Raw genomic sequence first — 25,364 nt, 5'->3', positions numbered from 1 at the left:
TCACCGTGGAGCTAGTGCCACATGCGGCCGCCGGGGTCTGGCACTAGCTCCGCACTCGTTTCCTCAGTGCCCCGGAGTACTGGGATCGTGTGCCTTACTCGGCGATGCGCTCCCGGGGCCAGGGGATCGACACATGTCGGCCACCGGGACTGCGTAGAGGCCTGACTGAGTGGCCGCGAACAGCGTTCCGCCCTCGGTCAGGGCGAGGTCGTAGGTTGGCCCTACCCATGGAACCGGAATCTCGCCGAGAGACCGTTCCGGGGTGTCGAGTGTCCACACTGCCAGGGCTTGCGGACTTCCCGGCGATTGGCCTATAACGACGCCGTCTCCACCGAACTCTCCCAGGGTGCACGGCCCCGAGAAGCAACTGTGCGGAAGGGAGGCGACCTTCTCCAAACCCGGTAACCCGTAGACTCCGTCCTGCGCAGCCAGCAGCGGACGCCCGCCAACGACAGCGGTGCTGAAATGTGCCGGCGCGTGGTGGTCGAGAGAGCCGCACAGCGTCCCTTCGGGGAGCCGGAAGACGTCGAGACGCCCATCGTGGACGACTTCGCTCCATCTCTCATCGAATCGTGTGGTCTGTGCCGGAAGCACCAGGAAGTCAGCCACCGCCTGGACTCGGGCCTCCTGGATGAACCATCCGTAGTCGTCAGTGCCCAAATGCTCGGCCTTCTGGCCGGTGCGCAGATCATGCGCGCGCCAGCCGTACCAGTTGGGGGTGAACTCTCCGAAGACGAAGACGGTCGTTGTGCTCCGCGCCGGCCAGGCTGCGATCGCCATGGCATCACGAACGTCTTCCGCACCGCCAAGCGCAGTCTCTGCCACCAGGGCACCGGTGAACGGATCCCAGGTACGTAGTGCCTGCGGACTGTAACCGATGATGGCCGTGCGCACTCCGCCGTTGTCAGCGTCGAGCGTTGCCGGGCATGCGTACCCGTCAATGGCGACCTCCGGACCGAGCGTGGCGAGGTTCGTCGTGTCGACGGCTTGCGCCATAGCGGTGCCGGGCATGTCCATCTCTCGTACCGCCAGTACGGCGGATTCCTGCGGGAGGGGAAGGACCAGGTTGAGCTCTCCATCACGCAAGCGCACTGCTCCTGCTCCCCGCACCGGCCCTCCGCTCCGTCTGCTCGCCTGTAGGAGGATCCCCTCGAGCAGGCTGGCCACGAGGATGAGCCCGGGAGCTCCCCGCATCCGTCGAGGCCAGCCAGGCGTGTGCCGCCGCTTACTGGGACGCGCCGCTGCCGCTCACCTCGGCCACCGTCGCGTCGGCGGGCTCGGAGCCGGCGGTTTCGGGGCTCGTCCGGCGACGGAAGCTCAACGCCGCCACCAACGCGAGTACACCGATCACCCCGCCGACCATGAACGCACTCCGTAGACCGTCGGCGTCAGGGGCGTTGGACGAGGTGGCGCTGCCAAGCGCGGCGACGGTGACGAACAGGGCGGTGCCCAACGCGCCGGAGATCTGCTGCAGTGTGGTGAGGATGGCGCTGCCGTGGGAATAGAGGTGGTCGGGCAGGGCACTCAGCGAGTCGGTCATCAGCGGGGTCATCATCAACCCGAGCCCGCCCATGAGCACCAGGTGGATGACGACGACCGCGGCCAACGGCGAGGTCGGGCCCAGCGCGGAGAACAGCCACATCGCCGTCGCCATGGCCATCGCTCCCGGGATCACCAGGGGGCGGGCCCCGAAACGGTCGTACAACGCGCCGACGGGACGACCGAGCAGACCCATCAGTAGACCACCGGGAAGTACGGCCAGTCCGCTGACGAACGTGGTGGTGTTGAGGACGGTCTGCATGAACAGCGGCAGCAGGATCGACGCGGCCCCCAGCAGGCACATGAACACCAGGGCGGCCAGGGCCAGGGCTACCACGAAGCTGCGGTGGGTGAAGGGGCGCAGGTCGAGCAGGGCGCGGTCGTCTTGCTGAAGGCGGATCTGACGCCACGCGAACACCGCGATCGCGGCGATCCCCACGACCAGCGGCAGCCACGGGGGCAGCGAGTGCTGTCCGCCACCGGACTCCCCGAACGAGGACAGGCCGTAGAGCACCCCGCCGAAGCCGACCGCGGAGAGCACCACCGACAACAGATCCAGCGGCACCTGGCGGGTCTGGCTGTCGAGGCGCAGCCACACGGCGCCGATCACCAGGGCCGCTACCGCCAGGGGCAGGACAGTGAAGAACATCCAGCGCCACCCCAGGGTGGACAGCAGCGCACCGCCGATGGTCGGCCCGACCGCGGGTGCCACGGCGATGACGATGGTGATCGTGCCCATCGTCGCTCCGCGCCGCTCGGGCGGAACCAGTCGCATCACCGAGGTCATCAGTAGCGGAACCATGACCGCGGTTCCACCGGCCTGCACGACGCGCCCGGCCAGCAGCACCCCGAAGCTCGGGGCGAACCCGCTGATCAACGTGCCCAGGATGAACAGGGTGAGCGAGGCCAGAAAGATCTGACGCGGGGTGAAACGTTCCAGCAGGAAACCGGTGGTCGGGATGACCACGGCCATGGTCAGCAGGAAACCGCTGGTCAGCCATTGCACTGTCGTGGTCGAGACATCAAGCTCGACGCTCAGGTCCCGCAGCGCGACGCTCAGGATCGTCTCGTTGAGGATCATGACGAAGGCGGAGACGACCAGCACTCCGATCAGCAGTGCGGCCCGGGGAGCCGCTGGTCGCTCCTCGGGGGCCGTGGACGCGCTCACGGCGTCAGACATGGGTAGTACCTCACATGGCGTGGATTCAGCGGCAGGAGCGGAAGAGAACCGAAGTCACGGTACTCCTGTCGCAACGGACATCACACGTATTTTTCTTCCTGGCTATGACAAAAACGGGCGCCGCCTCCGCGCGGCGGCACCGCACCCAGTCATCCTCCACACCAGGGGTGACGTGTTCGGGCGTGACGCGCTCCAGGTACAGCTCACCCGTTGAGCGGAAGCAGTGTGGTTCTGGTCTCAGCTAGCGGGGCCGGTTGTGCCAAGCAACTCGACAGGCATGGTGCTGAGATTGTTTCGTCTGGTGGATGCCTGTGAATCCGGGGTTCACGGCTCGGGATGCCCGTAGAGGTTTCTCCTGAACGCGTGAACTGTGACGGTGTTCCTGCTCGGCCAACAGCCAACTCGGCTCTGCCGAGCATGAACGCCGTCACACTGCCGCGATGGTCCCAACGTCACAGCCACCACCGCTGACCAGCGAAGCTTCCCGAGAGATAAATCCGAGACCGGTCAACTGAATCGACGTAACCCCACGTCGCCGGTGTGGTTGACGCTCCGCGGCGGACGCTTCCGCTGGTGCCGGCGGCGACACGGAGGTAAGCGGCGCGCTGAGGCCGGGAAACGCTCTGATGGTCGCGAAATAGCTCGGTGTCGCCCAGTGGCGCCTCGACACCACGATCGCCGATTGCGTGAACGCGCCCAGTCCCGCAGTTCGGTCGACGGGTTCCACGCCCCCGATCACCAACTCGCCGACATGGACGCCGTGACGGAGCCGTCCCGTGCCGTCGCCCGCTACGCCGCAGCGCCCCTGGAGGGCGACAACCGGCCCTGACCATGACGTGGCCGCTCCCACGGTCGAGTCGTACTGCTCTGGCATGGTGTTTCGGCTGGCCAGAGCGGTGCTCGCGAGAGCAGGAGACACTCGACCCGGTGCAGTCCCCGAACGGCCACACGAATACCAATAGTGATCCGCGGTTTCACGAATCCCGGGAATTTATCCCATTCGTACTGCAGATGCATCCGAAAAGTCGTTTGCAATTGCATATGACAAGGTCGGAAATTCACCTTGTGGTGCGACGTCTGTAACCGGGAAACGTACTATTCGGTCGAAGGATCCAGGATAAGCGCAGGTCAGTGCGATTGTGGCCAACCGGTGTCGATGCGGTGTTCTTGGTCGGCAGATTTCGGCGATTATATTATCCGAAACTTCGGGAATTACCAGTATGGGAACGAGTCTTCGTAAGGGAGGGGCGATGGAACTGCGTGTTCTGGGCCCCATCGAGCTCCGCATCGGCAACCGCTGGGTGAACCTCGGGCGCGGTCGGAAACTCGCCTTGCTGGTGGCACTGCTCGGCCTGAACGGCGGAAAGCCGCTTCCCCAGGAGTCCATGCTGGAGCGAATCTTCGATGGGGACACTCCCAATCCCGCCACGTTGCATTCTTACATCGCGCGGTTGCGTAACCGGTTGCAAGGCGCCGGGGCTGATCGGAGTGTACTGACAGAGCGATCGGGCGGTTACTCGTTGGCGATCGATCCCGAGAACGTCGACTGGATGCGGTTCAGTCGCCTGCATAGCGAGGCACTCCGGATCGAACCAACGGGAGACGACGACGTCGTCCTGCCGAAGCTGGAGGAGGCGCGCGAGTTGTGGCGCGGTGAGCCGCTCGCCGGACTGCGTGGAACCTGGGCGGACGACATGCGCGAGGCGATGCGGAAGCTGCACCGCTCGGTCCTGGCCGACTGGGGACGCGTCGCCCTGCGGAAACGGCCGGCCGGCGAACTGATCGGTCAGCTCGCCGAGGACGCCAACCAGTACCCGCTCAGCGGGCCACTCACCCGGAACCTGATGCTCGCCCTGCACGAGGCCGGCCGTACGGAGGAGGCGCTGGACACCTACGACAGCCTGCGCGGCCGACTCGCCGAGGCCCAGGGAACCGACCCCGACTCGCAACTACAGGAGACCTTCCAGTCGCTGCTGGGATCCCGGACCGGCGACCGCGTCCTGAACCGGGGCGACAGAGCGGGCCAATCCGCGAAGCTCGAACGGCGGAGCGGGAACCGCGCGTCCGCCCTTCCGGTACGCGACAACCTGCCACGCGGGGTACCGGACTTCTCCGCGCGCGCCTCGGAGCTCGCAACGCTCCTGGAATCCGCCCGCGGCGGCAGCACCACTGCCACTGATGTGTACGTCATCAGCGGCATGCCGGGGGTAGGCAAGAGCGCCCTGGCGACCCGCGCCGGCCACGTGCTGCGCGAGGATTTCCCTGACGCGCGACTCCATCTCGACCTGCACGGCAACCGGGAGCACGCGCCCAAGGACCCTATGGAGGCGCTGTACGAACTGCTCACCATGCTCGGTGTTCCGGGGGAGCAGGCGGACTCGACCCTGGAGCTGCGCGCGGGGCAGTGGCGCGACGCCACGTCCGGGCTGCGCGCGCTGCTGATCCTGGACGACGCCCGCGACGAGAACCAGGTGCGCTGGCTCCTGCCGGGCGGGCCGGACTGTACCGTCCTGGTCACCAGTCGGCACCGGATGCCGGAGCTCGAAGGGGCGCGCGAACACCGGCTGGCTACCCCGCCACCGGATGAGGCGATCCGGATGTTCGCCATGCTGGCGGGCCGGGATCCCGAGGACGAGTACTCACAGTATGCGGAGCTGGTGCGGCGGGCGGAGTGCCTGCCGTTGGCGCTGCGGCTGCTCGCGAACCGGTGGCGCCGGCATCCGGAATGGTGCCTCTGCGACCTCATCGGGCGACTTGATCAGGCGCACGACCGGCTCCTGGCGTTCAACATGGGCAGGGCCAGCGTGGAGGCGGCGTTCCGGGTGAGCCTGTCCGCGCTGAGCCCGGTCGCGCGTGCGGCGTTCCTCCGTCTGGGCCTGCACCCCGTGCCCGAGTTCGGGGCTCACGCCGCCGCGGCGGTGATCGGCGAGCCGCTGGACCGCACGCGCACGGTCCTCGACGAGCTCGCCGACACGTCACTGGTGGAGGAGCCGTGGCCGCACCGGTACCGCATGCACGCCTTGCTGGCGGAGTTCGCGCGCGGGCGCGCCGAGGAGGAGCTGTCCCACCTCGAACGGTTCGGAGCGATCCATCGCTCCATGGACTACTACCTGGCCGCGAGTATGGCCGCGGACCGGGCGTACCTACCGCATCGGCACCGGCTCGCCCACCAGCACAGCTACCCGGTCGAGCTGCCGGACATCGTATCCCAGGACGCCGCCGTGCGCTGGTTCCACGCGGAGCTTCCAGCCCTACTGGCGGTCATGGGCCACGCGGCTCGGAACGGCGGGTTCGAACGGCACGAGACCGGGATCGCGCACGCGTTGGCCGAGCTGCTGGACACGTATACGCCCAGTGGCACAGCTGTGGAGCTCCACCGGCGGGCCGCGGATGTCGCGGCCGCCACGGGTGGCCACGAACGCCGCGGCCAGGCGCTCCTCGACCTCGGCAAGGCCCAGCTGCGCGGCGGTGACCCCGCCGCCGCGCTCGACAGCGCCGGAGAGGCCCTGCGCCACTGGGGGGAGACGGGAGACCACGTGGGAAGGGCGCGCACGCTCTACCTGATCGGGCTCGTCCAGCTGAGGCAGGGGAGGTCCGACTCCGCACGGGAGGCCCTCCAGGAGGCGCTCGACCTGGCACGCGATGAGGACCACCGGCTAACCGTGGCCACCACCTTGGAGGGTCTCGGTGTCTGCATGAGCCACCTGGGTGAGCTCCGGACCGCCCGAGCTCACCTCGACGCCTCCCGCGCGATGCATCGCGAGCAGGGCAACATCAGGGACCAGGCCATCGCCGCGACCAACCTGTTCGCCGTGTGCCAGGACCTGGGAGAGAACCAGGAGGCGGTCGCCGTCGCCGACGAGGCCGAGGCTCTGCTGCGCGAGCTCGGTGACGAGCGCGCACTCGCCTGCCTGATCGGCAACAGGGCGGAGCTCAAGGCCGCGACCTTCGAGTACGAGGAGGCTCTCGAGCTGCAGTTGACAGCACTGGAGTCGCTGCGGGAGCTACGCGCTCGCTCCGAGACCGCACAGGCGCTGTGCAATGTCGGGCGTACCTACCTCGATCTCGACGAGCCCGCGTCCGCGCTGCCCTACCTCCGCGAAAGCTGGGAGTGCGCGGCCGCGATCGCCGAATACGTCAACCGGGCCGAGATCCTGGTCGGCTTTGGAACCGCCTACCGTCACCTCGGGGACACCGGGCGCGCCGTGGAGTGTTTCAACCGCGCCCTGGATACCGCCCGACACGACGGGGAGGCCGAGGAGGAGGCGTGGGCCCTGGCCGGGTTGGCCCGTATCGCGAGTCAGGAGGGCGCGCCGGACCGGGCGCGGTCCCTGTTCCTGGAAGGGCAGTCCGTACTGGATCGGACAAGCCACCCGGACGCTGCCATTCTCGGCGTACTCGCGGACGTCGTCATTGACGACTCTCTACGGAACTTTCTCCTCATGGAGACGAACTGCGAATATCCGCGCTGAATAAGACATAGGTGTTTTTTGCGTTATCAGCGCGGTTAGCTAGAATCTCGGGCCGGGTCGGAGGCCCATCCGACCCTACAGCCACACGTGTATCGCAGCTGGCACTGAGCCGCGCCGCCACGGCGCGGGTTCAACCGCTGCCTGGTGCCGACGAGTACGGCTAGGAGCCCCTCGCGTGACCGTTTTTCCCCTCTTCATACTGGTTGCTATTTCCTACAAAATAGGAAAATTTTATCCCTATCTGGGACCTCTTCTCGGGTGACAGTCACCCGTCCAGCGTTCTGCAAGGCGGATGCAGGCGGGCGGGCAGCCGGTGCCACCGTTGTGCAAGCCGTCCGTCAAGCACGCCGGAGCAGCCTCCCGGTGAGTCTCCGCACGAGATCACCAGGGAGGTAGCCACCGTGTACGAGAGCTCATGGACGCCGCTCCTGCCCGGCCCCAACGCACACAACAGGGCGACCCACACACCCGAGCGCACCGTTCTCGTCGTCGTCCACCACCTGACCGCCGGCACGCGACTGGCGGAGGTGGTGCCCCTCCTCGAGCACGACCCCCGGATCCAGGTGCTGTACACGGCGGCTCCCGGATCACCGTTCGCCCAGTCCGGTGAGGAGTTCATCCGCGGTCTGGGTGGCGTGGTAGTCCCATGGCAGGCAGCCGTGTCGACCACCTTCGATCTCGCCGTCGCCGCCAACCCGGGCCACCAGATGGCGCAGCTCCACGCCCCCGTACTCACGCTGGAGCACGGGGCCGGCCCGGGGAAACTGGCCGCGCGTGCCGGCGGGCACGGGCCACGCGCACCCCGGTACGCGACCGGTCTCGTGGCGGGCGGTCTGATCACCAACGGCCGGGTCATCCCGGCCGCGCTCGGTGTCCCCAACGAACGCCACCGCGACGCCCTTGCGAACCTCGCACCCGAACTGGAGCAGGTGACCCGGATCGTCGGCGACCCCGTGTTCGACCGGTTGCGGGCCAGCCTGCCGCACCGCGCCGAGTACCGGCGCGCACTGGAGGTGGAGGACAACCGTTCACTGGTGGTGGTGTCGTCAACATGGGGACCCAGGTCCCTTCTCGGAAGCGACCTGACCCTGCCGTCCGCCCTGACGGACACGCTGCCACCGGATCGCTACCGGGTGGTTACGGTTCCGCACCCGCTGACGTGGGCGTGGCACGGCCGCCGGCAGATCCAGGCGTGGCTGGCCCAGGCGCAGCGGCAAGGAGCCGACCTGCTCCCTCCCGAGCAGGGATGGAAAGCGGCGCTGGTCGCCGCGGACCTCGTGATCGGCGACCACGGCTCCGTCACCCTCTACGGGGCCGCCCTCGGCCGTCCGACCCTGCTCGCGACGTTCCCGCACGACGAGGTGCACCCCGGATCGGCCATCGAGCTCCTGGGACGTTCCTCGCCGTTCCTCGACCGCGGATCGGCGCTGGAGCCCCAGGTGCGCACAGCCATCGCGGAACACGTCCCGGAGCGCGGGGATTGGTACGCCCCACTCGTGTCGTCCGTTCCCGGGGAGTCGGCGTCCCGCATCCGCAGGGCCATGTACCGGCTGCTGCGATTGCCCGAGCCGGACGCTCCGCCCCAGACGGCACTCGCTCCCCTTCCTCGGATGGTTCCGCGATCGGAGGGTGAGTCGCGATGACCCCACCAGTCGCGCTTCGCGGCGTGCTCACGACAGTGGACGCCGGTGCCGTACCGGGCACCGGCGACCCCACCCGGGGCGCGAACCATGTTGTCGACGAGCTCGTGTGGGCGAGGGGGTCTGGCAGGGATGGCCGGTTCGGTTCGGCCGACGTCATCGTGCTCGACGCGGAGGACGAACGGTCGCCCGGCGTGCGTGCCGAGCACGTGCTCGACGCGTGGCCCGGCTGCGTGGTCGCGGCGGCGTCTAACGGCGACAGCGCGTCGGCCGCAATCCGCGGACACGGTCAGCTGACCCTTCCCTGGTTGGCCACCGCGGGCCAGATGGCGTTCACCCTGTCCTTCCTGCACACCTGGGTGGCGGTCGGGTTCCGGCCGACCGAGTTGGCGGACCCGTCCACCACGTTGGCTCCCGAGATCGTCGACACCATCAGAGCGGCCCTGCATCGGCGCTGTCCTCACGGCCACCGCCGGTCTCCTCCAGGCTCGCAAGGTGCTGTCGTACGGTTTCGGCTTCGGGGGCGCCCAGTTCGGTATAGCTGGTCAGTGCCTGTCGAAGGTGCCGCCGCGCTGTTCGGGCGCTGCCACGCAGCCCGGCCAGCTCCCCCGACATCTGGTGCACCCGGGCGGTCTCCATCGGAGCCTCGGCCCGCTGGCTGACCGAGAAGGCCCGATCGAGGGTGCGCTCAGCCGTGTCCAGGTCACCCGCCCTGATCTGGCAGTCCGCCAGCCCCACCAGGATCCGACAGGTCACATAGTCGTCACCGGTACCGTCGAAATACTCGCTGGCGCGGGTGAGGTAGCTGATCGCGGCGTCGACCTCACCCGCGTCACGGTGGGCCTCACCCAGCCGGCGTCTGACCATAGCGACGCCGCGCTCCTCGCCCGCGTCCTCGAACGCGGACAGGGCCTGGGTAAACCGGTCGATGGCGGAGCGCGGGTCCCCGAGCACAAGGTCGGCGACTCCCAGGTTCTCCAGTGCCGCGGCCTGGGCCTGACGGTGGCCGGTTCGCTCCCACAACGGGTAGGCACGACGATAGAGCTCGGTGGCGGTCTCGGTCTCGCCGAGGTTGAGGTGGGCGGCGGCAAGCGCCACCAGCATCCGTGCCTGGGCCGCGGGATCGTCCAGCTCCTCGGCTGATGCGAGACCGGCGCGGTGCGTGGTGATCCACGCGTCGTAGTGCTTGTGCAGGTTGAACAGCATCCACAGTGCCTCGCACAGCTGCCAGGCGGTCTCGTCGCGCCCGCTGTCGCTGGCCGCGTGCACCAGTGCGCGCAGGGTGGGCAGCTCGGTGGCTAGCCAGCCGATGGCTGGCTGGCGGCCGTCGAACACCGGAGCTTGTCTGCGGGCCTCCTCGAACATGGGGCTGAGGTGCCAGCGCCCCGGGTTCACCGTGAGGTCGGCGGCCACGGCGGTGCGCAGATAGTACGCGAAGAGGCGGTCCAGGGCCGCATCGCGTTCTGCGGCGTCCTCGCCCTCGTGGGCCCGGTCGCGTGCGTGGATACGCACCAGGTCGTGGAACGCGAAGCGGCCGTTGCCGCGCTCCTCCAGCAGGCTCGCCGCCACCAGGTACTCCAGCTGTTCCTCGGCGTCGAACTCGGTGGCACCGGCAAGCACCGCCGCGGCCGATGTGTCGAACTCCGGACCCGGGTGCAGCCCCAGTAGGCGGTACAGACGCGCCGCCTGCTCGGGCAGGCCGAGGTAGGAGGCATCGAAGGCCACTCGTACCGAATGGTCCTCGTGCCGGCTAAGCACCGCGAGCCGGTGCCGCTCGTCTCCCAGCTCGTCCACCATGCGCTCGGCGGACCGTTCGGGGCGCAATACCAGGCGTCCCGCGATCGCGCAGAGCGCCAGTGGAAGGTGTCCGCCCAGTCGGACGAGGTCGTGCGAGACCCGCGCGCCGATCGCGTCGCGGTGGCGCGCCACGAGGCTGTTGAGCAAGCGCACCGCCGCGTCCGTGTCCATCGGGCCGATGTCGAGGAACTCCGCGCGGTGGGTGAGGAGACCGGTGAGCCGCGACCGCGAGGTCACCACCACCAGGTGCGCGCCGTCGCCGGGCAGCAGCGCGCGCACCTGCGCCGCCGAGAGGGCGTTGTCCAGCAGCAGGGCGATGCGGCCTCCGGTGGTGCGCTGGCGGAACAGCGCAGCGCGGGCCGCCAGCTCGCGGGGGATCTCCCCCGGTGCCACCCCCAACGCCCGCAGGAAGACGTCGAGGGCCTCACCAGGGTCGACGGTGTCATCCGGGGAGAAGCCCGCCAGGTCGATATAGAGCTGCCCGTCGGGGAAATCCGCCGCCGCGTCACGCAGGAACGCGGTGGCCAGCGCGGTCTTGCCCACCCCACCGGCACCGAACAACACGGCCAGCTGCACCTGCTGGTTCGTGCCGACCTCCGTCCGCAGCCGCGTGAGCTTGTCAAACTCATCCTTGCGGTCGGTGAAGCCGTGCGGGGGGAGTGGAAGCTGGCACGAGGCACCGTCGAAGCCCGACGGAACGTGGAAATGCACACCTCCGTGGATGGTGCCCGCCTGTACCGCTGCTCCGTGTACGTCACCGGTGACGCGCGAGACGGTGTTCGGATGGTGCGTTTCCTGGCTGTCGCCCTGCGCCTCGTCGCCTGTTCCCGTACTGCCGGAGCGCATCTACCAATTCCTCGATATTCTGCTCAATTGGGAAAATATGGTAATTAGCTCCAATCTAACCGCGGAATCCGGGCTGGAACTACAGGGCGCCACCCTCCTATGTTTCCACGAAATCGCAGCGTAAGACGCACTGGAATCGGCAGTCAGGAGATTATTACCTGTTAGTAAGGCCTGTGGTGCTCCGCACCGCAGCGTTGGGGCGCGGGTTCGGAGGCGCCGGGTGTGTCGCCCCCTCCGTTAGGATTTCCGGGGCCGGGAGGGTCGGCGCTTCGGCCAACAACGCGTGACAGGGAGCGGCATATGCGCGAGGAGCGGTGGACGGCCGTCACCGAGTCCGAGTTCGAGCACGAGCGCCGTGGCCTGGAGGCCATCCGGGGGAAGCTGCCGGACACCGGCCCGTGGCGGGCGTGGTCGAACTTCACCTTCACCGCCAACAGTGGGCACGTGCGCGAGGTCGACCTGCTGGTGGTGGCCCCCGGCGGGGTCCACATGGTGGAACTGAAGGAGTGGCACGGCCAGGTCACCTCGGAGAACGGCACCTGGGTGCAGACCACCCCGGGCGGCCGCCGGGTCGCGCACAGCAACCCTCTCCACCTGGTCACGAAGAAGGCCCGGGAACTGGCCGGGCTGCTGGGGAAGAACAACGCGGGGGTCTATGTCTCCTCGGCGGTGTGCTTCACTGACTCCTCCCTGCGGATGCGTCTTCCTCCCCAGGACCAGAACGGCGTCTACACGGTCGACGAGCTCGTGGACATGCTCCGCCAGCCCCCGGCCAACGAGAAACGACGGATCACCGAGGTCGAGGCCCGCGCGGTCACGAAGGCACTGAGCCAGATCGGTATCCGCCGCAGCGACTCCCAGTACAAGGTCGGCCCCTACCTGCTGGACCGCACCCCTCTGGACACCGGCCCCACGTGGGCCGACTACCAGGCCCGGCACACCGAACTCACCGAGACGGTCCGGGTCCGGATCTACCTGAGCGAACGCGGCGCGGACTCCTCGATACGCCAGTCGGTGGAGGCCGCCGCCCGCCGCGAGGCCGACGTGTTGGGCCGGTTCCACCATCCGGGGGTGGTGGAACTCAAGCAGTATCACCCGTCGGGCCATTCGGCCGGACCCGCGCTGATCTTCGACCACGACCCCGACACCCTGCGCCTGGACCACTACCTGGCCCACTACGGCGACAAGTTGGACATCCTCGGCCGGGTGGCCCTGGTGCGCCAGCTGGCCGAGACGGTGCGTTCGGCCCACTCCAGCCACATCCACCACCGCGCGCTGGCCGCCCGCTCGGTGCACGTTCTCCCACGCGCGCGGGCGAACCAGGGCGACACGGCCGGGGAGGACGCCGCCTGGCTCGCACCGCGCCTGCGGGTGTCGGACTGGCAGATCGCCCTGCACCGCAGCGACGGTACGGCCCGCGGCGGGCAGCGGTTGGCCTCCACCACGCTGTCGCCGGTCCACCTCGCCGACGACGCCGACCCCTACCTCGCCCCCGAGCTGACCGCGTCGCGCCCCGACCCGGTCGCTCTGGACGTGTACGGGCTGGGGGTGCTCACCTACTTCCTGGTCACCGGCACCGCCCCGGCATCCAGCCAGGCCGAGCTGCTGTCCCGCCTAGACGCGGGGGAGGGGTTGCGGCCCAGCGCCCTGGTGGACGGCCTGTCGGAGGACATCGACGACCTGGTGCAGGCCGCCACCGCCTACCAGCCGGAGCGGCGGTTGGCCACGGTGGACGAGTTCCTGGAGATGCTGGAGTTCGTCGAGGAAACCCTCACCGCCCCCGCCGACACCGTCACCGCGCAGGACAGCGAACCGGAGAAGGACCCGCTGGATGCCGTGGCGGGGGACGTGCTGGACGGGCGCTGGGAGGTGCGCCGCCGTCTGGGAACCGGCTCCACCAGCCGCGCCTTTCTGGTACGTGACCTGCACGCCGACGCGAACACGCGCGGTACCCGCGCCCTGGCCGTGTTCAAAGTGGCCCTGTCCGACAGCCGCGCCGAGCTGGTGTCCCGCGAAGCCGAGGTGCTGCGGGGACTGCGCGCCGCCCAGGGCATCATCCAGCTAGTCGAACCGGAGCCGCTCACCATCGGCGGGCGTACCGTACTGGCGCTGGAGTACGTCGGTGACGAGCGGGACGCCGCCCCGGAGGAGTCGTCCAGCACCAACCCCAGGCTGCGCCAGGAGACGGTGGCCCGCCAGCTCCGTGAGAGCGGGCGCCTCCAGGTGGACCAGTTGGAGGCCTATGGCGACAACCTGTTCGGCGCGATCGACTCCCTGGAAGGGGAGGGGGTGTGGCACCGCGACCTCAAACCGGACAACGTCGCCATCCGGGTGCGCCCCAACCGCACCCGCGAACTGGTCCTGATCGACTTCTCCCTGGCGGGTTATCCCGCCCAGGACACCGAAGCGGGCACCGAGGGCTACCTCGACCCGTTCGTGGGGACCCTGACCCGGTCGGTGTACGACGCCCACGCCGAGCGTTACGCCCTGGCGGTCACGCTGCACGAGATGGCCTCGGGAGAACTTCCCACCTGGGGTGACGGTACGGTGGCTCCACCCCAGACCGACCCGGAAACGCGACCCTCCCCCATACTCGCCACGGAGGCGTTCGACCCCGCGGTGCGCGAAAAGCTGGTCGCTTTCTTCCATAAGGCGCTGCACCGGGACGCCACACAGCGGTTCAACGACCTCAAACCGATGCGGGACGCCTGGCGCAAAATCTTCCTGGACACGGAGCGGACAGTGACCTCCGGGAGGCGCGTTGCCCGCCACCCGGCGCCGGAGTCCGCCGAGGGGGGAGAGCAGGCCGCCTTAGGGCTCGCCGAGGCCGAGCCGATCTCCGCTGAACAGCAGCGCAACCAGGTGGCGGCCGAGGCTGACCGGGCCACCCACCTCTCGGCGGCGGGGCTGACCCCGGCCGCCCAGTCGTTCCTGTACGGGTTGGGCATCACCACGGTCGGTGAGCTGCTGGAGCACAGCAAGCGCCAACTGGTCAACGCCCGGGGCCTGGGCGCCAAAACCCGCAACGAGATCCAGCGCCGCCAGCGCGAGTGGGGCAAACGACTGAACCAGACCCCCGCCTCCCCGCTGACCGCCACGGGCCGCAACGCGGCCAAGCAGGAACTCGAGGAGGTCGGTACCGGGAAGTACAGCGCCGGGGAGTCAGCCGTCGCGGGCGAGCTCGCCACCAGTGAGGACGCCGAGGTCCTGCCGCGCGACGCCCTGCGTTCGGTCAGCCTGGACACCCTGGCCACGATCCTCGCCCCGGAGCTGCGCAAGAACGGGTCGAACCGCAACGAGGTGGAGATGGTGCGGCTGCTGCTGCGCCTGCCCGACGAGCGGGGCGAACTGCCCGGGATCGGCGTGTGGCCGAAACAAAAGGACGTGGCCGACGCGCTGGAACTCAGCCCCGGACGTATCCCGCAGTTGTTGAAACCCCAGCGCACCCGGTGGTACAAACACTCGGCGGTGCGGGAGCTGCGCGCGGAGATCCTGGAGCTGCTGACCGGGTTGGGCCGGGTGGCCTCCGCCGCCGAGCTCGCCGACGCGCTCGCGGTGCGGCGCGGCACCCGGCTGCACAAGCGCCACCAGCGCCGGGCACTCGCCCTGGCCGCGGTGCGGGCCGTGGTGGAGGTGGAGCAGCTCACTCCGGCCGACAGCGCCTTCCGCCATTCCGCCAACCGGGAGGCCGTGGACGAGGCGATGGGGGCGGGACTGCTGGCCCTGGAGGTCGGCGAGGACGACGCCCCCGACACCCCCTCGGCCCCGGGGCTGCTCGACTACGCCCAACGCCTGGGCCGGGCGGCCGACCGGCTCGCCCAGCTCGACACCCTGCCCACCGCCACCACCGTGCTGGGCGAACTGGGAGCGGTCGCCCCGCCACCGGGGGCGGTGGAGTGGGACGAGCGCCGCATGGTCGAGGTGGCCGCGGCGGCCTCCCGCAACGCGGCCGCCACCCCGCGTCTGGAAATCTACCCGCGGGACCTGCCGCTGGTGCGGGCGTTGCGGCTCACCCAGGCGGGCCTGGTCAGGCACACCCCCCATATTCCCCGCGAGTACCGGCCCGGCCTGACCGCCGAGGAGGTGCACGACCGGGTGCGGGCCCGCTTCCCGGAACTGACCGACGACCGGGGTGACTCGGTCCTGCCCACCGGGGGCCCGCTCACCTCGGCGCTGCGCCAGGCCGGGTTCGACCTCACCCTGGCCACCCGCCAGGACACCGGCACGCTGCGCTACCTGCCCGCGCACGAGGAGTCCGACTCCACCTCCCAGTCCAGACAGGGCCGGCGGCACAGTACCCACGACGGTGCGCACACCCGCCACGCCGACGACCCGCGGATCGCGGCGGCGGTCCGGGCGGAGGAGCGGCTGGCCACCTCGGCGCGGCGGGACGGGTTCCGGGCGCTGACCGTGCGGATGGGGGTGAGCGACCAGGCGGTGATCGAACTGGCCGGGCCCGAAAGCAGGTTCGACGCCGAACAGGTGTCGGTCACCGCGCTGTTCCTGGCGACCATGCGCGAGCTGGTGCAACCGGGAACCAAACCCACCTGGGATACCATTCTGCGGGCGGACGCTGCCGAACCCGGAACGAAGGGGGCGGTGAAGCTCGCCGAGTACACCCGCACCGCCTGGGGGCGGGTGGAGCCGCAGTTGCACGCCCGGTTGGACGCGGCGACGGGCACGGGGCCGGTGCTGCTGACCGAGGCCGCCGTGTTCGCCCGCTACGACGCCATGGGGGTGCTGGGCCGGCTGGCCGAGACAGCCCGGCGGGGCGGGCGCGGCCTGTGGCTGCTGTGCCCGCAGAGCGACCCCAAGCGTGAACCGCGCCTGGGCACGGTCGCCGTGCCGTACCAGGAGGGCCTGGGCGAGTGGATCCAGCTCGTGGAGGCGTGGGTGGACAACACCCACCGGTCCGGTGCGCAGCGCTGAACGACACGAATCTGAGCAGCACACCAACGGCGGGGAGAAGAGGACCGCATGATCGACCGCGCGGCATTGCTGGACGACCTGAAGCGCCAAGTGCGGGCGGCGGAGACCGACCTGGCCGCGCAGGTGAAAGCAGTTCCCGAGGTGGCGGAGCGGCTGGACAACGAGTACAAGCGCGCCCACAAGCTGGGCCGCACCGCCGCCACGCCGAACAGCTGGCTGGACGAGCGGGTCACCCAGGTCGCGGTGGCGTGGGTGCTGGGCACGGTGTTCGTCCGGTTCGCCGAGGATAACCACCTGATCAGTGAGCCCTACCTCACCGGCCCCGACATCGAGCGCCACGACCTGGCGCGGGACCGCTACGCGGCCTACGTGGACAGCGACCCCGATCCCACCTACCGCGGCTGGCTGCTGCGGGCGTTCACGGATCTCGGCGCGGGAGACGTTGGCGACCTGCTGTTCCACCGGCAACGCAACCCGCTGTTCCAGATCCCGCTGTCCCACGACGGCGCCCGCGCCCTGGTGGAGTTCTGGCGCGAGCGGGACGAGGACGGCACACTCACGCACGACTTCACCGACCCGCTGAGCGAAGACGGTACACAGGGCTGGGACACCCGGTTCCTGGGCGACCTGTACCAGGACCTGTCGGAGAACGCGCGAAGCACGTACGCGCTGCTGCAGACCCCGGAGTTCGTCGAGGAGTTCATCCTCAAGCGGACGATGGACCCGGCGGTGCGGGAGTTCGGCTACGAACAGCTGCGGATGATCGACCCGACCTGTGGGTCGGGGCACTTCGTGCTGAGCGCGTTCCAGAAACTGCTGAAGCTGTGGGCTCAGCGCCAGCCCACACGTGAGGTGCACGAGCGGGTGCGGGCGGCGCTGAACTCGGTGCACGGGGTGGACGTCAACCCGTTCGCGGTGGGGATCGCCCGGTTCCGGTTGCTGGTGGCGGCGATGGCGGCGGCCAACGTCCGGACCTTCGCCGAGGCGGGCAACTACGAGTGGCCGATCCACCTGGCGGTGGGAGACTCCCTGATCAAGGCCCGGCAGCTGGAATTCGGAATCCAGGAGGCGAATGAACAGGGCGAGTTGGAACTCGTCACCGACCAGAAGGACGAGCTAGCCGAGTTCTCGTATGCCACTGAGGACGTGCACGAGCACAAGGGCATCCTGGAACCGGGCCGCTACCACGTGGTGGTGGGAAACCCGCCGTATATTCAGGTCGCGGACAAGAGTCTTCGTAAGCTGTACCGGGAACTGTATAGTTCCTGTTCAGGGCTCTATGTTCTAGCAGTCCCCTTTGCGCAACGCTTTTTCGAGCTGGCCAAGTGGGGCGACGCCGAGGGGAACGGGCACGGCCGGGTCGGCCAGATCACCGCGAACTCCTTCATGAAGCGCGAGTTCGGCACTAAACTCATCGAGGAGTACTTCGCCCACAAGGTGGAGCTGACCGAGGTGATCGATACCTCGGGCGCCTACATCCCCGGTCATGGGACACCAACGGTGATTCTGGTCGGCATTCCGCGGGGAGGGAAGAAGCGGTCACCGACGATCCGGACCGTGCGAAGTGTCCAGGGCGAACCCGAGGCGCCGGAGAATCCAGAGGACGGGCTGGTCTGGAACGCCATCGAGAACCAGATCGACGATCCAGGGTCCGTAAGCAAGTGGATCTCCGTGGATGACTTGGAACGCGAGCGCTACTTTAGTACTCAGCCTTGGATGTTAATCGATGGCGGCCTTGAATTGAATGAAATAGTAGAATCCTCTGCTGCAAGTAGATTGAATTCCAAATCAGTCAGAATCGGTTTTGTTGGTATGACGCATGCTGACGAAATAATGATTCGTCCGACGGGGGCGTGGCCTCGCTATTCAAAAAACTTTGTTCTTCCTGTTTTTGCGGGCGATGAAGTGCGTGATTGGGGAGCATGGACTGAAAACTCATCTTTCTTTCCTTATGGCGACGATGGGTTTCTTTGTTCTGTTCCTATGAAGATTCAAAATTCTATGATTCTCTGGCCTTATCGTACGAATCTCGGAAACCGTTCTACGTTTGGTGATAAGACATACTTTGCTCGTGGTCGCCCTTGGTATGAATGGCATCAGCTTCCCAAGGATCAAGGAGCAAGTAGTTGGTCCATCACGTTTGCGTTTGTGGCTACGCATAACCAGTTTGTTCTGGACCGGGGTGGGAAGGTGTTCAAGCAGTCCGCTCCGGTTATCAAGTTGCGGGAGGGGGCGAGCGAGGAGGAGCATCTGCAGCTGCTTGGGCTGCTCAACAGTTCTACGGCCTGTTTCTGGCTCAAGATGGTGAGCTACCCAAAGGGTGGAGATCCTGTTGGTGGGGATGGGGCACGGGTAAGCGAACATCCTTGGTCCGATCGCTATGAATTCACCGGAACAAAAATAGAAAAGTTCCCCCTCCCCTCCACCTACCCCACTACCCTCGCCACCGAACTGGATTCCCACGCTCAGCAGCTCGCCTCGGCCACTCCCTCTGCCGTCGCCGAGTCCGGCACTCCCACCGCTCCCGCCCTCCACGAGGCGCGGGCCAACTGGGAGGCCATGCGGGCCTGGATGATCGCTCTCCAGGAGGAGTTGGACTGGCAGGTCTACGCCATCTACAACCTGCACGATGAGGACCTGCGCGTCTCGAACCCCGAGGACATTCCGAAACTCGCCCTGGGGGAGCGGGCGTTCGAGATCGTGCTTGCCCGTCAGGTCGAGGCGGGGGAAGCCTCGGGGGAGTGGTTCACTCGGCACGGGTCCACCCCCATCACCGAGATCCCGTCCCACTGGTCGGAGTCGTACCGGCAGGTGGTCCAGAAGCGGATCGAGGCCATCGAGTCCTCCCGTGCCATCGGAATGGTGGAGCGGCCGGAGTACAAGCGCCGCTGGAACACCGAGAGCTGGGAGGCTATGCAGGAGAAGGCGCTGCGGTCCTGGTTGCTGGACCGGATGGAGAACCGCGCGTACTGGTACGACGAGAACGACCTGCCGTCCCTGGTCAGCCTGTCCCGGCTCACCGACATGCTCTCCCGGGATGGGGACTTCGTTGCGGTCGCCGGGATTTACGCTCCCCGTACCGAGTTGGCGGACGTGGTCGCCGCGCTGATCACCGAGGAGCACGTCCCGTTCCTGCCCGCCCTGCGCTACAAGTCCACTGGCATGAAGAAACGCGCCGACTGGGAACACGTGTGGGACTTGCAGCGCCAGGAGGACGCCGCCGAAGACGAGCCCGAGAAACGAAAGATCCGGGACTCCATCCCGGTCCCGCCCAAGTACACCTCGGCGGACTTCCTGCGCTCCTCCTACTGGAAGGCGCGCGGAAAGCTGGACGTGCCCAAGGAGCGGTTCATCTCGTACGGCTCCACCACCACTGCCACCCCGGAGCTGTACGGCTGGGCGGGTTGGGACCACCGGGAGCAGGCCCAGGCGCTGGCGACCTACTTCACTAACCAGGCCCTGTCCACCGAGGAGATCACCCCGTTCCTCGCCGGACTGTTGGAGCTCCAGCCGTGGCTGGAGCAGTGGCACAACGAGTTCGACATCACCTACAGCGGCACCCCCGCCGGGTTCTTCGCCAATTACCGGCAACAGATCCAGGGTGAGCACGGTCTGACCGACGACGAGCTGCGGGCATGGCGCCCCGCCAGGGCCGCTCGCGGCCGGCGTACCGCGAAGAGGTAGCGGCCACTGGCGTACTTGGCGGGGGTGGGCGTTCCTAGCCGATTGTGAGGGCAGCGTGCCGGTGGCGGGGGAGGACGGCATTGGTGGCGGGGTCCTCGCCGTCGGGTTCTCCTGGGTCGGTGTCCCACTCGGTGGTGTGTTCGGCCAGGAGTAGACCGTACTTGGTGGTCAGGCGGGTGTGGTAGGCGCGGGCGGTGGCCGGGTCGGGGTGCATGATCAGGGTGTGGATGGCGTCCTCGTCGCGCAGCAGCGCGAAGTGGCCTTCGGCGCGTTCGGCGCAGGACAGCATGGCCCAGGCCAGGTGCTCGGCCTCCTCAGCGCGGGGCTCGGCTGTCAGGAAGCGTTCGATGAGGTCGGTGATCGGCATGACCGGTGCCAGGCGGCCGGTGTAGCCCAGACGGTCGGTGCCGATGCTGATGGTGGCCATAAGGGGAACCTCCCAAAGATCCAGTGCATTGAGGCGGTCACGGTGTGCGGTCGTTGCCTCCCTTGCTACTCTGGACCCAGTAATTGTTGATTGCAATAGTTACTGCAATATTGCAGCAACTATTTTCCCGTACATATGAGCTAGTCACCCTCAGCCGTGAGAAAGCGAGTGACGATGGCGAACGCCGAACCCTCAGCGCGAAGGCGCAGGCTGGCTATGGAGCTGCGCCGATTGCGGGAACGCACGCTCAAGACCGGGGATGAGGTCGCAGATGAGCTGGGCTGGTCAACATCCAAGGTCAGCCGTATCGAAAACGCCCGGCTCGGTATCTCGACCAAGGACCTCAAAGCGTTGCTCGATGTGCTCAACGTAGATGAGGAGCACCAAAGCGACCTGCTAGATATCGGCAGGGAAACTCGAAAGAAGGGATGGTGGGATGGCTATGCGGACTCCATCCTCACCGAGTACGCCAACTACATCAGTCTGGAGGCCGCAGCTGCCTCCCTGCGCTGCTATGACGCTCTGCTTATCAACGGGCTTCTCCAAACTGCCGATTATGCCCGCGAAGCTATCCGCGCGGCTCTGATGGAGTTCGCACCACCCAGTGAAGTCGATCGCCGTGTGGAAGTGCGCCAGACCAGACAGCAACGGCTGACCAACGAAGAACCCATGCGCTTTTGGACAGTGCTCGATGAGTCCGCTCTCCGCCGCAACGTCGGCGGCCCCGCCGTGCTATGCGAACAGTACGAACACTTGCTGAACCTCGGTTCACTACACAACGTCACCATCCAAGTACTGCCTACCGAACGAGGTGCACATCCGGCCACCGCAGGTACTTTCGCGCTGATGGAGTTCACCCAGCATCATGGATCAGACGTGGTCTACATCGAGACAATGACCAGTAGCCTCTACGTTGAGGACGAACGCTCGGTTTACCGCTATGGAGTTGCCTTCAAGCAACTACTCTCCCAAGCCCTCAGTCCCGAAGAGTCGGCCGGCTTCATCGCCCGTCTGCGGGACGAGACCCGAAGCTGAACAAGGATCAACCCATGACCCTCCTCCCTCACAAAGAAGATGCAGTGTGGCGCAAGTCCAGCTACAGCGGAGAAGGCGCTAATTGTGTCGAGGCCGCCGCCACCGCGGGTTCCGCTGGTCAGACTGATTTCCTGCTACGCGACTCCCAGCACCCGCACGTTTCGTGGTTGGCCTGTTCCCGCGTGGAATGGCATGCCTTCGTCACCGGCATCAAAAGGGGTGCGTTCGACCGGTAGTCGGCCGCGGCGGGCGCCGCGCTCGCCGCTTCTGATGTCTGGTGCCGTAGTTCCCGGCTCAGGCCCTGGAGTTCTCGCGGTTCATATCCATCCGGGCCTGATGATGGCCCTCGAGGTTGGCGCTGTTTCCACGTTCGGCGGTCAAGCGTGGAGCCAGTACCAAACTCGATGCGTGCGCCGGGGTCTGTGCGGGGTGCGTAGGCGGGTGTGTATGCCCGGAGGCCATGCTCAAGCCGTTCGATTCCCGGAATTCGTACGTTCTTGGACCAAGCGCGAGAACTCCAGGGCCTGGGGTCCCGAATGGGGGCGTTGAGTCGTGCCCCCGAGGTGCGTTCCTCATGCCAGTTGGGCCAGTTCTGCTTCTATCTCCTCAGCTCGGGAGTCGTCGACTGAGCGCAGCAGGTCGAGGGCGGTGCCGAGGTGGTTGCGGGCCTGGTCGGTCTCGCCCAAAACGCGATGGGTTCGCCCGAGGCCGATGCGGGTGATGGCTTCGGTGTCGATGTCGGCCAGGTCGATGAAGACGGGTAGTGCTGTCTGATACTCGGCGATGGCCGCGCGGTGCTGGTTCGCGGAGGTGAGGGCGTCGGCGCGGTAGCACCGTGCCCAGGCCGCTGACCAGGTGTCGGCGATGTCGGTGAAGATGGTCAACGCTGTGCCGCAATGCTCCAGCGCCGTGTCGTGATGACCGAGGCTTTGTTCGTAGGCGGCCAGGCTCAGCAGGGCCATACCCTCTCCGCGCTTGTCCTCGGCCCGGCGGAAGGCGTCAATGGCGTGCCGGATGAGGGTGGGAGCCTCGCTGTCCCGATTCCGCTGCCAGCGGAGATTGCCGAGTTGGTACAGAGCGAACCCCTCGGTCCAGCCGTCACCGACCTCCCTAGCCGCCTCCAGCGCTGAAACGTAGGTCTCCAAAGCTTGTTCGATTTCGTCAAGCATCCATTGGGCGTCTGCGAGTCCGATTAGGGTACGAGCTTGGCCCTTCCTGTCATCGAGCGAGCGCGCCGCGCCGAGCCCGATCGCGTGGATATCGAGATCCTCGTGCCGGTGCTGATGTAGCTCGAAGAAGACGCCGAGGGTCACAGGCAGTTTCCACGCCAGCTCGTACAGCTCGTGGTCGACCGCCGCGCGCAGGGTGCTGATCAGCGTGGGGCGTTCCTGTTCGAACCACGCGAGCGCGGCGTGTGCGGTGTCGAAGGTCAGTAGTTCCCCCGATGGTTGGCCCTCGGGGTCAGGAACGGGGCGGAAGTTCGGCATCACCGCCAGCACTGCGTTGCGGGCGCTGGCCAGGTACCAGCGGGCGAGCTTGTCGATGACCTCGGTCTGGCTCTCAACGGGCTCCTCGGCGTGGAAGCGTTCGGCCGCATACATCCGCAGCAGGTCGTGTAGCCGGTAGCGTTCGCGACCGAGACGTTGCAGTAGGTGTGTTCCGGCGAGCTGGTCCAGCAGAGCGCGGGTTCGTTTCACGGGCATGCCCGCTGCGGCGGCGCAGGATGCTGCGTCCAGCTCGATTCCCGGGTGCACGCCGAGAACGCGGAACATTCGCGCGGCATCGGAAGGCAGGGCGGTGTAGGAGGAGTCGAACACGGCTCGGACGTCACTCAGTTCGTCGTCCGTGATGCCCAGCGTGTCGAGCCGTTCGTTCTCGGCGTCCAGCTCGGCCGCGATGTCGGCAAGCGGGGCATCGGGACGGTCGAGGAGGCGTTCGGTGAGGATGCGTAGCGCCAGCGGGAGGTGGGCGCAGTGTGCGACGAGGGCGCGGGCCATGTCGGGTTCGGCGTTGAGGCGTTGTTGGCCCAGGTGGGTGCGCAGCAGGCTGAGTGATTCCTCGGTGGTGAGGGTGTCCAGGGACATGCGTTGCGCGCCCTCGCGTGCCACGAGTCCGCTTAAGGTGCTGCGGCTGGTGACCAGCACCAGGCAGGTTGGCGAAGCGGGTAACAGTGGACGCACCTGCTCGGGTGACACGGCGTCGTCGATGAGGATGAGCATGTGCTTGCCGTCGAGGCGGGACCGGTAGAGAGCGGACCTGCCGTCGAGGTCATCGGGAATCCGCTCGGAGGGAACCTCCAGGGTCCGCAGTAGCGAGTCGAGTGCGGTGGAAGCGTCCAACCGCGGGCCGGGTCCGTGGCCGCGCATGTTGACGTACAGGTCCCCGTCGACGTATCGGTAGCGCATCCGGTGCGCCCAGTGCAGTGCCAGCGTGGTCTTGCCCACGCCTGGTGATCCGCCGATAGCGGAGATGACCACAGCGCCGCTGGTGCGCCCGGTCGTGTCGTCTTTGGCTGGCACCAGCGTATCCAGCTGGGAAAGCTCGACGGTGCGGTTAACGAACCCCGAGACGGCCATGGGAAGCTGCCGAGGAATGGTCACATCCCCGGCCGAGGACGCCGTCACGTTTACATCGCCGTGGATAGCGCCAGCCTGCACGACGGTGTCCGGATCACCTTGAGTGTAGTTGTGGGGGTTTCCCCGGTAGGGGGACGTATCCACGCGCTCTTCGTCGCTGGTCATGTCCGCGTGTCAGCGGGGGTGCATGTAGGTGTCGAACCTGGTCTCGTATTCGACGAAGGGGATCGATCGCTGCATCGCGTGGTCTCGCCACGTGTTCGCTGCCACGATCCATTCCGGGTCATCGACGAGTTCGGTGCTTACTAGTGAACTGTCCTCGGCGAAGTTCATCCACAGCAGTTGGCGCGAGTCGAACAGCCAGAAGTCCAGGTGCGGCAGCCCGTCGGGCCAGTCACCTTCGGTGACGGGTAGGATGCGGACATCCTCACCAGAAGCAATGCTACGGCGGTATCCCCATGCGCATTCGAAGCGCACATAGTCGGTCAGCGGTTCGGTGACCACATGGACCCGCTCGTAGCGTCGTCCCGCAGCGATTCCGGCTTCGACCTCAGCATCCCAGTCTGTTACGCCAACGCTAGCCGGGATACCTTGTTGCTCCTCGGAAATGAAGTTCTGAAAATGTTCCGATTCATATTCGGAACCGTATGTCTGGAGCGTCTCCAGCCGAAATGCCGTGAATCGGAAGTCAACGAACAGTTGTTCAACCTCGTCCCAGCCGATGGGGCGACCGTTGGGAATACCGGTCACGACACTCCGTTTCTTTTGTACTTCTCGACCGCGCGAAGAATGATTTCCGGGCTGATTCGGACGGCTGTCTCGCTGGGAAGGGGATCCTGCAAGGCAGAGGTGTCGTCGCCGGTCACCTCGGCTCCCTGGATGACGAGTTCGCCCGTGTCGGCAATGTAGACTGAAGGGCACGCCTTTGACTTCGAGTCTCGATCTTTGTCGAGCAGCGTGAGTCTCACGTTTCTCCTGTTCAACGAACAGTGGAGGCCTATGTTGACTCACGGTAGCACGCGGAAGTTCCTCATCCCAGGGAATGGGTGGTTTCGGCTACTCCGGAATGTAGTGTTCTCTGAGTTCGGAAACGATGTCGTCTTCGTTGTCCCGCGAAGCGCGGACCAGGCGTTTCAGGTCGGCGGCGAAGAGCACGTCCCGCACGCCTGCCGAAGGTTGCTCAGTTGTGCCGTGTTCCGGGTGCTCGCCAGCCGTCATACAGCCCGCTCCTCCGCAAGA

At 67.1% G+C, this 25,364-nt stretch carries 16 protein-coding genes; 7 read left to right on the top strand and 9 right to left on the bottom strand.

The annotated features are described in order from the left end of the window. Positions 1-63: 63 nt before the first annotated feature. Together FHX37_RS10705 and FHX37_RS10700 are read right to left on the bottom strand one after the other, a co-directional pair. Entirely contained in the window at positions 64-1,086 is a 1,023-nt protein-coding gene (locus tag FHX37_RS10705; protein WP_141923762.1) for a hypothetical protein, read from the bottom strand. Between the two features lie 139 nt (positions 1,087-1,225). Continuing rightward, a complete protein-coding gene (locus tag FHX37_RS10700) occupies positions 1,226-2,719 on the bottom strand; it encodes an MDR family MFS transporter (RefSeq protein WP_141923761.1) in 1,494 nt (497 codons plus the stop codon). A gap of 682 nt (positions 2,720-3,401) precedes the next feature. Between FHX37_RS10700 and FHX37_RS22840 the strand changes: the two genes are divergently transcribed. The 3 genes from FHX37_RS22840 (at position 3,402) to FHX37_RS10690 (ending at position 8,834) form a co-directional block, all read left to right on the top strand. Then, positions 3,402-3,548 (top strand): hypothetical protein, encoded by a 147-nt coding sequence (locus FHX37_RS22840; RefSeq protein ID WP_170181556.1) that lies wholly within the window; start codon positions 3,402-3,404, stop codon positions 3,546-3,548. 421 nt (positions 3,549-3,969) lie between these two features. Next, on the top strand, positions 3,970-7,191 hold the full coding sequence (locus tag FHX37_RS10695) for an AfsR/SARP family transcriptional regulator (RefSeq protein ID WP_170181555.1): 3,222 nt from the start codon (positions 3,970-3,972) through the stop codon (positions 7,189-7,191). A 401-nt stretch (positions 7,192-7,592) separates the two neighbouring features. Continuing rightward, entirely contained in the window at positions 7,593-8,834 is a 1,242-nt protein-coding gene (locus FHX37_RS10690) for a UDP-N-acetyl glucosamine 2-epimerase (RefSeq protein WP_141923759.1), read from the top strand. 286 nt (positions 8,835-9,120) lie between these two features. Here FHX37_RS10690 and FHX37_RS22835 read toward each other — a convergent pair whose 3' ends face one another. Then, a complete protein-coding gene (locus FHX37_RS22835) occupies positions 9,121-9,264 on the bottom strand; it encodes a hypothetical protein (RefSeq protein WP_170181554.1) in 144 nt (47 codons plus the stop codon). Next, a complete protein-coding gene (locus tag FHX37_RS10685) occupies positions 9,264-11,474 on the bottom strand; it encodes a tetratricopeptide repeat protein (RefSeq protein ID WP_141923758.1) in 2,211 nt (736 codons plus the stop codon). The genes FHX37_RS22835 and FHX37_RS10685 overlap by 1 nt, the downstream gene beginning before the upstream one ends. 300 nt (positions 11,475-11,774) lie before the next feature. Here FHX37_RS10685 and pglW point away from each other — a divergent pair, with 300 nt between their 5' ends. Both pglW and pglX read left to right on the top strand, forming a co-directional pair. Continuing rightward, positions 11,775-16,403 carry a BREX system serine/threonine kinase PglW gene (pglW, locus tag FHX37_RS10680; protein WP_141923757.1) on the top strand — a complete coding sequence of 1,543 codons (4,629 nt, stop codon included), beginning with the start codon at positions 11,775-11,777 and terminating at the stop codon, positions 16,401-16,403. Between the two features lie 48 nt (positions 16,404-16,451). Then, positions 16,452-20,087: a BREX-2 system adenine-specific DNA-methyltransferase PglX gene (gene pglX, locus FHX37_RS10675; RefSeq protein ID WP_141923756.1), complete on the top strand. Its 3,636-nt coding sequence runs from the start codon at positions 16,452-16,454 to the stop codon at positions 20,085-20,087. 34 nt (positions 20,088-20,121) lie between these two features. On the opposite strand, the gene FHX37_RS10670 is transcribed toward pglX, so the two are convergent. Continuing rightward, positions 20,122-20,514, bottom strand: coding sequence for a hypothetical protein (locus tag FHX37_RS10670; protein ID WP_141923755.1), 393 nt, complete (start codon positions 20,512-20,514; stop codon positions 20,122-20,124). Positions 20,515-20,730: 216 nt separating this feature from the next. Here FHX37_RS10670 and FHX37_RS10665 point away from each other — a divergent pair, with 216 nt between their 5' ends. Further along, complete coding sequence (locus FHX37_RS10665; protein ID WP_246062237.1) at positions 20,731-21,549, top strand: helix-turn-helix domain-containing protein; 819 nt, start codon at positions 20,731-20,733, stop codon at positions 21,547-21,549. A 14-nt stretch (positions 21,550-21,563) separates the two neighbouring features. After that, positions 21,564-21,785: a DUF397 domain-containing protein gene (locus FHX37_RS10660; protein WP_141923753.1), complete on the top strand. Its 222-nt coding sequence runs from the start codon at positions 21,564-21,566 to the stop codon at positions 21,783-21,785. 336 nt (positions 21,786-22,121) lie between these two features. Here the strand turns inward: FHX37_RS10660 and FHX37_RS10655 are convergent, their stop codons facing one another. The 4 genes from FHX37_RS10655 to FHX37_RS22830 form a co-directional block, all read right to left on the bottom strand. Then, a complete protein-coding gene (locus FHX37_RS10655; protein ID WP_141923752.1) occupies positions 22,122-24,290 on the bottom strand; it encodes an ATP-binding protein in 2,169 nt (722 codons plus the stop codon). Positions 24,291-24,299: 9 nt separating this feature from the next. Beyond that, positions 24,300-24,875, bottom strand: coding sequence for a DUF6879 family protein (locus tag FHX37_RS10650; protein ID WP_141923751.1), 576 nt, complete (start codon positions 24,873-24,875; stop codon positions 24,300-24,302). Continuing rightward, a complete protein-coding gene (locus tag FHX37_RS10645; RefSeq protein WP_141923750.1) occupies positions 24,872-25,093 on the bottom strand; it encodes a hypothetical protein in 222 nt (73 codons plus the stop codon). Before FHX37_RS10645 ends, FHX37_RS10650 begins: the two co-directional genes overlap by 4 nt. 88 nt (positions 25,094-25,181) lie before the next feature. Further along, the gene (locus FHX37_RS22830; protein WP_170181553.1) at positions 25,182-25,343 is read right to left on the bottom strand and encodes a hypothetical protein; all 162 of its coding nucleotides are present in this window, start codon (positions 25,341-25,343) and stop codon (positions 25,182-25,184) included. Between the last annotated feature and the right edge of the window lie 21 nt (positions 25,344-25,364).

Source organism: Haloactinospora alba (assembly GCF_006717075.1).
GTDB lineage: Bacteria > Actinomycetota > Actinomycetes > Streptosporangiales > Streptosporangiaceae > Haloactinospora > Haloactinospora alba.
The sequence above is the reverse complement of the archived record's forward strand: the minus strand, read 5'-3'. Positions and strand labels throughout refer to the sequence as shown.

Coding starts and splice junctions, on each gene's coding strand:
- FHX37_RS10665 (WP_246062237.1), top strand. CDS start 20,731: ATGGAGCTGCGCCGATTGCGGGAACGCACGCTCAAGACCGGGGATGAG.
- FHX37_RS10660 (WP_141923753.1), top strand. CDS start 21,564: ATGACCCTCCTCCCTCACAAAGAAGATGCAGTGTGGCGCAAGTCCAGC.
- FHX37_RS10700 (WP_141923761.1), bottom strand. CDS start 2,719: ATGTCTGACGCCGTGAGCGCGTCCACGGCCCCCGAGGAGCGACCAGCG.
- FHX37_RS10685 (WP_141923758.1), bottom strand. CDS start 11,474: ATGCGCTCCGGCAGTACGGGAACAGGCGACGAGGCGCAGGGCGACAGC.
- FHX37_RS10655 (WP_141923752.1), bottom strand. CDS start 24,290: ATGACCAGCGACGAAGAGCGCGTGGATACGTCCCCCTACCGGGGAAAC.
- FHX37_RS10695 (WP_170181555.1), top strand. CDS start 3,970: ATGGAACTGCGTGTTCTGGGCCCCATCGAGCTCCGCATCGGCAACCGC.
- FHX37_RS22830 (WP_170181553.1), bottom strand. CDS start 25,343: ATGACGGCTGGCGAGCACCCGGAACACGGCACAACTGAGCAACCTTCG.
- FHX37_RS10670 (WP_141923755.1), bottom strand. CDS start 20,514: ATGGCCACCATCAGCATCGGCACCGACCGTCTGGGCTACACCGGCCGC.
- pglX (WP_141923756.1), top strand. CDS start 16,452: ATGATCGACCGCGCGGCATTGCTGGACGACCTGAAGCGCCAAGTGCGG.
- FHX37_RS22835 (WP_170181554.1), bottom strand. CDS start 9,264: ATGGTGTCGACGATCTCGGGAGCCAACGTGGTGGACGGGTCCGCCAAC.
- pglW (WP_141923757.1), top strand. CDS start 11,775: ATGCGCGAGGAGCGGTGGACGGCCGTCACCGAGTCCGAGTTCGAGCAC.